Raw genomic sequence first — 1,071 nt, 5'->3', positions numbered from 1 at the left:
CGGTCCGCGCCAGGGGACATTTCCCCAATGAGCAAGCCGCACTGAAATGTGTCTACCTGGCCGTGATGAGCCTGGATCCGACCGGCCAAGGGCGGGCCCGCTGGACCCAACGATGGAAGGCCGCGCTCAACGCGTTCGACATCACTTTCAACGGCCGACTCACCGTCGGACGCTAACCCACAACAACACTAGTTACACCGAATTCTTGACAGACCCCACGGTCTCGTTCGATCGGTTGCTCCTGATCGCGGAGTTAGTTCTTATGTGGACAGTTTCCGGCGTACTGGTGTTCAAACTTCCCTGATGAGATGGGTCTCATGAGAGTAGTGATTCAGCGTGTGTCGGGCGGTGTTGTTGCAGTGTCGGTCCGCGATGATGCGGGGCTGTCGATCGAGGTGGTGGATCGGTTCTTGAAGCATCTGCTGGATTCGGGGTGCAGCCCGAACACGGCCGCCGCGTACGGGTATGACCTGCGCTACCTATTTGAGTTCCTGTCTGAGGTGAGTGCGCCGTGGCATGAGTTCCGGCCGGCGTTGGCTGTTGATTTTCTTGCGTGGCTGAGCGCTCGGCCGAATAGTCATCGAGGCCGCGGCAGTGGTTCGCGGTTGTCCCCGGCGACCGTGTCGCGGGCCCTTGCGGCCGTGTCCAGTTTCTACGAGTGGGCAGCCATCATGGAGTTATTTGATCTTGGGCACCCGTTGCAGCAGAAGTTCGATCCCGCATTGGCGCGCGTTGGGTCACGGCATCAGCCCTTCGCTGGCGGCTCGAGCCGCCAGATGCCCGTTCGGCGAGATGTCCGGGTGAAAGTTCCGCTCCGGCTGCCGCGTCCGATGGAGGATGCCGATATCGCCGCGCTCGTGAGCGGTATAAGTCGGCAACGAGACCTCGCAATGATTCTGCTCATGCTTGATGGGGGCCTTCGTCCCGGCGAGGTACTTATGACGGCGCTCACTGAAATTCCCCAGTTCTGCTCACTGAAATTCCCCACCCCGGGTCGCTTCCGCGCATAGAAGCGGGCCTCCCTCGATGCTGATGGTCTTCGACCACACACCAGCTCGAGAAAGGCCCTGT

1 protein-coding gene and 1 pseudogene are annotated in these 1,071 nt (G+C 60.6%); both read left to right on the top strand.

The features are described from left to right. Positions 1-176 (top strand): annotated as a pseudogene (locus B7R21_RS19075) (IS256 family transposase); the annotation flags it as partial. A gap of 141 nt (positions 177-317) precedes the next feature. Continuing rightward, positions 318-1,010, top strand: a complete 693-nt coding sequence (locus B7R21_RS19070; RefSeq protein ID WP_172592293.1) for a tyrosine-type recombinase/integrase — start codon at positions 318-320, stop codon at positions 1,008-1,010. Positions 1,011-1,071 lie beyond the last annotated feature (61 nt).

Source organism: Subtercola boreus (genome assembly GCF_003399625.1).
Lineage (GTDB): Bacteria > Actinomycetota > Actinomycetes > Actinomycetales > Microbacteriaceae > Subtercola > Subtercola boreus_C.
This window is presented reverse-complemented; position numbering and strand designations above follow the sequence as displayed.